Below are 9,146 nucleotides of genomic sequence, written 5' to 3'. Positions count from 1 at the left end.
GATTCCGAACGGTTCCTTAGCAGCGGTTAACCAGAAGCCAACCGGGGCTAACGCCCATCGGCTAATTGTTGTCATTCGGTATACAACTAAATCAACAGCCCGCTATTCCAGCCCCTCAGTGTTAGTCCATGAGTTCGTCCGCCCCCCCCGCCGATTCCTTTGTTTCGAACAAACCCGCCGGATCAACCGGCGACGGGGAAGGGTCGTCATCCATTGCGTTGAAGGTTGACGATCTAACGGTGGCCTATCATCGCAAACCAGTCATCTGGGACGTCGAACTGGAAATTCCAGCGGGCAATTTGGTCGGCATCGTCGGCCCCAACGGAGCCGGCAAGAGCACGCTTCTCAAAGCCGCCATGGATTTGATTCCTCGAGCCTCGGGCCGAGTCGAGGTCTTTGGAGAACCCTACGCCAAATCCCGCGGCCGAGTTGGTTACGTCCCGCAACGCGAGAGCGTGGACTGGGACTTTCCGGTGGACGCACTCGATGTGGTGACGATGGGTTTGTACCGGCGCTTGGGTTGGTGCATGCCGGTTCGCAAAAAGCATCGCGATTTGGCTCGGGAAGCACTGGCGAGGGTCGGCATCGCTGACTTGGCACACCGTCAGATCAGCCAACTGTCCGGCGGCCAACAACAACGCACCTTTTTGGCGCGAGCACTCGTCCAAAACGCGGACTTGTACTTGATGGATGAACCGCTTGCCGCTGTTGATGCGGCAACGGAAGCGGCGATCATCGATCTGCTGCGTCAGATGCGTGCCGATGGCAAAACCGCTGTCGTCATTCATCACGATTTGCAATCGGTACCGGACTACTTTGACTACGTCGTGTTGCTGAACATGCGAGTCGTTGCGTCAGGCAAAACCGAAAATGTCTTCACCAGCGAAAACCTGCAGAAGACTTATGGCGGCCGTCTGACGTTGTTGGACGAAGCGACCGAAGCGATGCGTCGTCGGGAACGTTCGATCTGATGACCGAGCAACTTTGGCGGGTGATCAGTCTGCAGGATCACAACACGCGAGTCGTGATATTTGGGGCCGCGATGCTGGGGCTCGCCGCTGGACTGGTCGGTTGCTTCACGTTGCTCCGTCGCCGAGCGTTGGTGGGCGACGCTCTCGCGCACGCTGCGCTGCCCGGTATTGCGATCGCTTTCCTTTGGGTAACCGCGATGGGCGGCGATGGTCGTTCTTTGCCGGTCCTGTTGGCTGGAGCCACCGTCTCGGGAATGTTTGGGATCGCGTCCATTCTGATCATCCGCCGTGGCACTCGCATCAAAGAGGACGCTGCGCTGGGGATCGTGCTGAGTGTTTTCTTCGGACTGGGTTTGGAGCTGCTCGGCATCGCCCAACAGATGAAGAACGGCAACAAAGCCGGGCTGGAATCGTTCATCTATGGCAAGACCGCTTCGATGGTCGCGAGCGACGCGTGGTTGATCGCGATCGCATCGTTGATCTGTGTGGTGATCTGCGTGGGGCTGTTCAAGGAATTCAAACTGCTCTGTTTTGACGAAGCCTTCGCTGGCTCGCGAGGCTACCCGGTCGTGTTGCTCGACGCGGCACTGATGAGCGTGGTGGTGGTGATCACGATCATCGGTCTGCAGGCGGTTGGCCTGGTTTTGGTGATCGCGTTGTTGGTCATTCCCGCCGCATCGGCTCGGTTTTGGACGGACCGATTGGTTTGGATGATGGTGCTCTCGTCAGCGATCGGCATGGTCGGTTGTTTGGTGGGAGCCGCCGCCAGCGCGATGCTGCCACGACTGCCGAGCGGAGCGATGATCGTGCTGACAACCGGCGTGGGTTTTCTCATCAGCTTCTTTGTCGGTGCCCGGCGTGGTTTACTGATTCGAATGTGGCGTCGTCGTTCGCTCAATGCCAGCATCGATCGTCAGCACCTGCTGCGAGAACTCTACGAATTATTCGAAACCGATCCGAGTCGGCTGTCAGTTTCTTGGGACGAACTGGTGCAAGCTCGCAGTTGGTCGAACAAACGATTGCGTAAGATTTTAGAACAGGCATCCAGCGATGGATGGATCAGCGAAAACATCACGAAGATGGAATTCGCCCTCACCAAACGAGGTGAATCGGAAGCTCGCCGGCTGACACGGCGTCACCGATTGTGGGAACTGTATTTGATTCACCATGCCGACATCGCTCCCCAGCGAGTCGACCGGGATGCTGATGCGATTGAACACGTGCTGGAACCTGAAACGGTTGCTGAACTCGAATCGCTGCTCAACGCGGAATTGGGGGAACGTCGCATGCCGACCGACCCGCACGCTTCATCCACCGAAGGAGTCGAAGCATGATCGGGTTGGAAGAGACCGAACCATTTTGGATGGTCGAATGGAACTGGGCCTTGGACGGTTGGATCGTCGCGGCAGGAATGCTGTGCGCGGTCGCTTCATCGCTGCTTGGTTGCTTTTTAGTGCTACGCCGCATGAGCCTGCTTGGCGACGCGATCAGTCACGCGGTGTTGCCTGGTTTGGCCGCCGCATTTCTCATCTCGGGCAGTCGAAGCAGCGGCTGGATGTTCCTTGGTGCTGTCATCGTAGGTGTTCTCACCGCACTGCTATCAGACTGGATCCACGTTCGCGGTGAAGTCGACGAGGGCGCCTCCATGGGCGTCGTCTTCACCACGTTGTTCGCCGCCGGCTTGGTGATGATTGTGTTGGCGGCTGACAAAGTGGATCTCGATCCCGGATGCGTGCTCTACGGTGCGATTGAATCCACGCCACTGGATACTTGGGCGGTCCCCATTCCGATTCTCGGTTCGACCGACGTCCCTCGCGTCGTTGTGGTTCTATCGATCGTGACTCTGATCAACGCGGCGTTCGTCATCTTGTTCTTCAAGGAACTGAAGATGGCGACCTTTGACGCTGAACTGGCCACATCCAGCGGATTCTCGGCCAAAGCGATTCACTATGTATTGATGACCTTGGTCGCCGTCACGGCCGTTGCCAGTTTCGAAAGCGTGGGCAATATTTTGGTGGTTGCCATGCTGGTGGTTCCTGCCGCGACCGCTTATTTGCTGACCGATCGCTTGGGCATGATGATCGTGCTGGCGTGCGTGATAGGCGCCGCCTGCGCTTGGGCCGGTCATGTCGCCGCCGTCGAGATCCCAACATGGTTCGGGTTTCGCAGCACGACCACCGCGGGAATGATGGCGGTTGCCACCGGGTTCGCATTCACGCTGGCTGTCGTTGCATCACCTCGCCGTGGATTGATTCCACAGTTGTGCCGCAAGCATTGGCTGCGGTGGACCATTTTGACCGACGACGTGCTGGCGTTACTCTACCGAATGGAAGAAAAGACGTTGGACGAGCGGCCGATTGCCGACGCAATGGCAATGCAAGCCGACCTGGATGCATGGATGGCTGATGTGTTGCTGACCAACCGTTTCGCAATCAAATCAGCGGTCAAGTATCACGCATGGCGAGGCCGCATCGAAACGACTCAAGTGGAAGCTTCGACGAGCACTGCCAAAGTCGAAGATCAATCGGAAACGCTTGTCCCAAAGTTGACCGATGTTGGCCGAACCGAAGCGGAATCACTGGTTCGCTCGCACCGTTTGTGGGAACAGTATTTGGTCACTCGCGTGGATCTGGAAGGCAGCCGGATTCACCAGAAAGCACACCAACTCGAGCACTTCACGGATCGTCAATTGCAGGACCAACTCGATCACCAAACGGATTCGCCAGAGAAAGACCCGCACGGCAGCCCCATCCCCTCGGCAAGTGACAAACAATCATGAGCGCCAGTCTGGAATCCAACCCTCCCGCGTCGGACGAGCTCTCTCGCAGCACCAGCACGCTTGTGACGGCGATGTTGGCAGCGGCACTTTTTGCGTTGACCATGATCGCGTACTTGCCTGCGATCCAAGGTGGTTTCATTTGGGATGATGACGATTACGTCACCGAGAATCCGACGCTCCACACGGTCGGCGGACTGATCGCGATCTGGACCGATCCGTCTGCGACACCTCAGTACTACCCCATCGTTCACAGCTCGTTCTGGATTGAGAATCACCTTTGGGGCCTGAGTCCGATGGGCTATCACTTGGTCAACGTGATCATCCATTGCACCAGTGCGTTGTTGCTTTGGCGTGTGCTTTCACGTTTCTCGGTTCCGGGTGCCTACGTCGCGGCATTGCTTTTCGCTGTTCACCCGATGCACGTCGAATCCGTCGCATGGATCACCGAACGAAAGAACGTGCTGTCGGGTTTGTTCACATTACTGACAATTCTTTGTTGGCTGAGGTACTGGGACTTCACTCAACCAGAGTCCTCGGATGAGTCGGCGCCGAGGAATCGACGTTGGTATGCACTCGCACTGCTGTGCTTCATCGCCGCACTGTTGAGCAAGACGGTCGCGTCGACGTTGCCTGCCGCCTTGATCGTGATGATCTGGTGGAAACGTGACACGGTTCGGCTGCGAGACTTCATCGTCCTGGCTCCCTTCTTCGTGATTGGGATCGGAATGGGTTTGCTCACCGTTTGGCTAGAAAAGTTCCAGGTAGGTGCCAGCGGCATCGACTGGGAACTGTCCCCGTGGCAACGCGTTTTGATCGCGGGCCGAGCCCTTTGGTTCTACGCCGGAAAACTGGTTTGGCCCACCGAGTTGATCTTCACCTACCCACGTTGGGAAATTGACGTCACGTCTTGGACCCAAAACGCATTCCCGATCGCAGCCGTTGCCGTAATGGTCACGCTGTTCTTGATGCGTCACCGATTGGGACGCGGGCCAATCGCAGCGGTTTGCTTGTACGCCGGAACGCTGTTCCCCGCATTGGGATTCTTTGATGTTTATCCCATGCGTTTTTCCTTCGTCGCCGATCACTTTGCCTACATGGCCAGCGTTCCGTTGATCGCATTGATCGTTGGCGTGGTGACAACCTGGCTTCAATCCAAAGAACAGGACGACGAAGAAGAATACGGGCTGGGCCGATACCTTCCTAAATTGATGGCAGCCGGCGCAGCATTGCTTTTGGCTACGGTGGCATTCAGCCAAGCGACCATCTACAGCGGACTGGAAGTGCTTTGGCGAGACACGCTGGATAAGAACCCGAACTCATTCATGGCTCACAACAACCTGGGTGCCTTGCTGAACCGACGTGGCGACTACCTCGAGGCTGAAACGCATCTGCGTCGCTCCTTGGAAATCAAACCGAACTTTGCCGACTCGGTGATCAACTTGGCTCAGGCACGTCAAAACCTGGGTGACTTGGAAGAAGCGCTGTCGCTCTACAACCGTGCCACCGAACTGAACCCCGGACTCGCCGAAGCCTACAACGGATTGGGCGCGACCCAAGGAATGATGGGTGACTTCGAAGCGTCTGAAGCGACACTGAAACGAGCCATTGAAATCGATCCGAACTACGCCAACGCTTACGGGAATTTGGCAACGCTTCGTTCCGCACAAGGACGCAACGAAGAAGCGATCGAATTGTTTCAAAAGGCGGTGCAACTCGCACCGGAACGAATGGACCATCGCACGAACCTAGGTCGTGTCTTGATGTCGGCCCAGCGATGGGAAGATGCGATCGATGTGTGGCAGAGCGTCCTGGACGAATCCCCGGATGACGTCAGTGCACTTTTGAATCTCGGTGTGATCGCTGCCAATCAACAACGGACGAAAGACGCCATCGGCTACTTCGAAAGCGTGTTGGAAATCGTCCCCAATCACCTGAGTGCAACTTACAATCTTGGCGCGATGCACGATGCACTTGGGAACACAAACGAAGCCGAGCAGTACTTTCGACGAGCCGAGCGTCTTCAACCTCAACAGCAGTAAGTTGCCACTGGGCGAAAAATGACCTTGTGATGCGAATCCGATACGGGATTGGAATACAATCCACCCTGTTAACTTCGCTTCCCAAGCATTGTCGGCTTCAATATGCGTTCGGATTCGTCCAGGGTTTTCCCTCACTTGCCGCTTCGGTTCATTCGATCAAATCGCCTTCGATCCATTGCGATTCTGGCCGTCGTTTTGGTTTGTTTGGCCGTCCCGAATCGCAACGTGATCGCCCAGCAAAACCCGGTGATCACTTCAACGGACACTCGGCCCAATGTGATCATCGTCTATACCGACGATCAGGGTTTCGGGGATGTCAGCAGCATGAATCCCGATGCGAAATTCGAGACACCCAACATGGACCGGCTCGCAAAAGAAGGGCTGACGTTCACCAACGCTCATTCCAGTGACAGCGTTTGCACGCCTTCACGCTACGGATTGCTGACCGGACGCTACAGTTGGCGGACAACGCTCAAGCGAGGCGTGATGGTTGCCGAGGGAAAGTGCTTGATCGCTGACGATCGCATGACGCTTGCATCGTTCCTTCGCGACGAAGGGTATCAAACCGGCATGGTGGGCAAATGGCATCTTGGAATGCAGTTCCCTGGCACACCGGAGAATCGAGATTGGTCGCAACCTGTTCGCGACATGCCGCTCGACAAGGGCTTTGACCATTTCTTCGGAATCCCCGCTTCATTGAACTACGGAGTATTGGCGTGGTTCGATGGTCGTCACGCTGCGGTTCCTCCCAAGTCGTGGACCGGAAAGAAGCCGAACAAACGTCATGTCGATTACCGCATCAAACCTCCCTACCAAGAGACGGAGGCCGAAGCTCGAAAGCGTTTCAAGAACACAACCATCGAGGTCGCAGACGACTTCATCGACAATCAATGCTTGACTCGTTTCACCGACGAAGCGATCGAGTGGATCACGGAAGTCACCGCCGCACCCACCAATGAAAGCGCGTCGAGCGCACCACCATTCTTCCTGTACCTACCGCTGACCTCTCCGCACTATCCGGTTTGCCCATTGCCCGAGTTTTGGGGGCAAGGCGATTGCGGCGGCTATGGCGAGTTCATGATTGAAACGGACCACCACCTCGGACGCTTGCTGAAGCATTTAGAAGACAACGGGTTGAGCGACAACACGCTTGTCGTTTTGACAAGCGACAACGGCCCCGAAAAATCATGGAAGCAACGCATCGATGACTTCGGTCATCACAGCAATGGTTCGTATCGAGGTGGCAAACGCGATATCTACGAAGGCGGTCACCGTGTCCCCATGCTCGCCCGGTGGCCCAACGGCATCAAACAACCCGGCCGCACCAGCGATGCGTTGGTGGGTCAAGTCGACCTGCTAGCGACCGTAGCCGAACTGCTCGGCCAACCGTTACCCGACGAGGCTGCCGAAGACAGCCAAAGCTTTGCATCCATCCTGCTAGATCCGTCCTACGAACATCACCGCGTTCCCTTGGTCAACCATGGCATCAAAGGCGAATTCGCGATCACCGCGAGCGACTGGAAATGGATCGCACCAAGGCGAGACGATGATGAAGGAGAACTCTACAACCTCGCCAGCGATCCATCAGAGTCCAAAGACATTTCATCTGATCACCCAAATGTTGTTCGCCGTTTGCAAAACGCTCTGACAAAGATCGTCGTCAACGGACGAAGCACTCCCGGCGATCCTCAGCCAAACGACACCGGCTACTGGAACGATCTCCGTTGGATTGAACCTTCGCAGTACACAAGCCCTAACCCCTGATCACGCGAATCACCTACCGAATTGCCCCTCCGCTTCACCCCCGAAGAGATCCCCATGCGTCCCCTCAGCCCCGTCGCCGGATGGCTTCCTTCCATAGCGTTGTTCACCCTCGCGTTTGCTTCGACAGTCAACGCCAACGAACGCCCCAACTTTTTGGTGATCGTGGTCGATGATCAATCGCCACTGGACCTCAAGATTTACAACCCGGATTCGCCACTCGACACACCCAACATCGATCGCTTGGCGGCTTCGGGAATGGTGTTCGACGGGGCCCATCATATGGGCGCGTGGTCGGGAGCCGTTTGCACTCCTTCACGTCACATGATCATGACGGGACGAACCGTTTGGCACCTTCCTCAGCGACGCCCCAAGAACGCAAAAAAACGCAATCAGAATCAAAGCGTTCGCTACCCAGACGAAAAGCTGGCACCGGAAGACCTGCCCGAACACACCATGGCGGCGATCTTCAATCGAGCGGGTTACGACACGATGCGAACTTGCAAGAAAGGCAACAGCTACCCCGCCGCCAACGAGCAATTCACCGTCGTGCGTGACGCAACCAAGCGTGGCGGAACCGAAGAATCAGGCAGCGCATGGCATGGCAAACAAGTGCTGGAATACCTCGACCAACGCGACGCGGCATCGGATGAAGATCCGTTTCTGATTTACTTTGGTTTCTCGCATCCGCACGACACGCGAGATGGAACCCCCGAGTTGCTGGCCAAGTATGGAGCAACCAATCACACCGACCGAGATACGTTGCCTCCCGCGAATCCGAAGCAACCGCCGTTGCCGCCGAACCATTTGGATGCTCACCCGTTCCATCATGGACACCCGAATCTTCGCGATGAAGTGAGTGTCAAAGGTGTCTGGGATCGTCGCGACGAACGAACGATCCGCAACGAGCTCGGGCGAGAATTTGCTTGCAGTGAAAACATCGACATTCAGATCGGCAAGGTCCTTCGTCGTCTCGAAGAGATGGGCGAACTGGACAACACCTACATCGTTTACACGTCCGATCACGGAATGGCGATTGGCCGCCATGGTTTGCAAGGCAAACAGAATCTCTACGAACACACTTGGCGAGTCCCATTCATCATCCAGGGTCCTGGCATTCCAAAGGGGAAACGTGCCACCGGCAATTTGTACCTTCTCGATCTGTTGCCCACTCTGGTCGACCTCGCGAAAATTGATCCGCCCGAAACACTGGAAGGGCAGTCGCTGCAACCAATCCTTCGCGGCGAAAAAGACGTTCTTCGCGATGTCCTCTATGGCGTCTACTGCGGTGGCACCAAACCGGGCATGCGAAGCGTGAAGAAGGGCGATTGGAAACTGATCAAGTACGACGCGTTGGATGGCAAAGTCCGCGAAACTCAGTTGTTCAATTTGGCCGCGAATCCGCTGGAATACTTACCCGAACACAAACGAGAGTCGGAACTCGAAACGGACCTCGCGGAGAATCCAGCTTACGCCGAGAAACTTCAGGAACTGGAAGCTTTGTTGCTGTCGGAAATGCAGCGTTTGGACGATCCCTATCGCCTTTGGGACCAACCGCAAGAGACTTCGGTCAATCCTTGATCGGATTGCTTTCAA

At 56.2% G+C, this 9,146-nt stretch carries 6 protein-coding genes; all 6 read left to right on the top strand.

The window, feature by feature from the left end; translation table 11 throughout:
* The first annotated feature begins 128 nt into the window (after nucleotides 1-128).
* Nucleotides 129-971, top strand: a complete 843-nt coding sequence (locus RE6C_RS03315) for a metal ABC transporter ATP-binding protein (protein WP_008653842.1) — start codon at nucleotides 129-131, stop codon at nucleotides 969-971.
* Complete coding sequence (locus tag RE6C_RS03310; RefSeq protein ID WP_008653841.1) at nucleotides 971-2,305, top strand: metal ABC transporter permease; 1,335 nt, start codon at nucleotides 971-973, stop codon at nucleotides 2,303-2,305. The genes RE6C_RS03315 and RE6C_RS03310 overlap by 1 nt, the downstream gene beginning before the upstream one ends.
* Nucleotides 2,302-3,750, top strand: coding sequence for a metal ABC transporter permease (locus RE6C_RS03305; protein WP_008653839.1), 1,449 nt, complete (start codon nucleotides 2,302-2,304; stop codon nucleotides 3,748-3,750). The genes RE6C_RS03310 and RE6C_RS03305 overlap by 4 nt, the downstream gene beginning before the upstream one ends.
* Entirely contained in the window at nucleotides 3,747-5,789 is a 2,043-nt protein-coding gene (locus tag RE6C_RS03300) for a tetratricopeptide repeat protein (RefSeq protein WP_008653838.1), read from the top strand. Before RE6C_RS03305 ends, RE6C_RS03300 begins: the two co-directional genes overlap by 4 nt.
* A gap of 102 nt (nucleotides 5,790-5,891) precedes the next feature.
* The gene (locus RE6C_RS03295) at nucleotides 5,892-7,553 is read left to right on the top strand and encodes a sulfatase family protein (protein ID WP_008653837.1); all 1,662 of its coding nucleotides are present in this window, start codon (nucleotides 5,892-5,894) and stop codon (nucleotides 7,551-7,553) included.
* Nucleotides 7,554-7,607: 54 nt separating this feature from the next.
* A complete protein-coding gene (locus RE6C_RS03290) occupies nucleotides 7,608-9,131 on the top strand; it encodes a sulfatase family protein (RefSeq protein WP_039961067.1) in 1,524 nt (507 codons plus the stop codon).
* The last annotated feature ends 15 nt before the right edge of the window (nucleotides 9,132-9,146 follow it).

It is taken from the genome of Rhodopirellula europaea 6C, assembly GCF_000338295.1.
Lineage (GTDB): Bacteria > Planctomycetota > Planctomycetia > Pirellulales > Pirellulaceae > Rhodopirellula > Rhodopirellula europaea.
This window is presented reverse-complemented; position numbering and strand designations above follow the sequence as displayed.